Annotated in this window: 1 protein-coding gene; it reads left to right on the top strand. The window is 68.8% G+C overall.

From position 1 onward, the window contains the following. Positions 1-256 (top strand): Dyp-type peroxidase domain-containing protein (locus tag SCA31_RS24375; protein WP_410699555.1); only part of this gene is annotated, 256 nt, incomplete at both ends.

Raw genomic sequence — 256 nt, 5'->3', positions numbered from 1 at the left:
GGCGAGACTGGCGCCGTCGACGGACCGTACAACGCTCCGCCCGAGGACACCGGGGAGGCGCTGGATCTCGCCGCCGCACATTTGACCTTGACGTTTGGCTTTGGGGCGGGGCTTTTCGAGAAGGACGGCAAGGCCCGATTCGGCCTGGAGGGCCGCCGCCCCGAAGACCTGATCGATCTTCCGCACGTTCCCGGGGACGATCTTCAGCCCGGGGGGACCGGCGGGGACATTGTCATCCAGGCCTGCGCCGACGACC

Source organism: Chryseobacterium sp. SIMBA_028, assembly GCF_046535285.1.
GTDB lineage: Bacteria > Bacteroidota > Bacteroidia > Flavobacteriales > Weeksellaceae > Chryseobacterium.
This window is presented reverse-complemented; position numbering and strand designations above follow the sequence as displayed.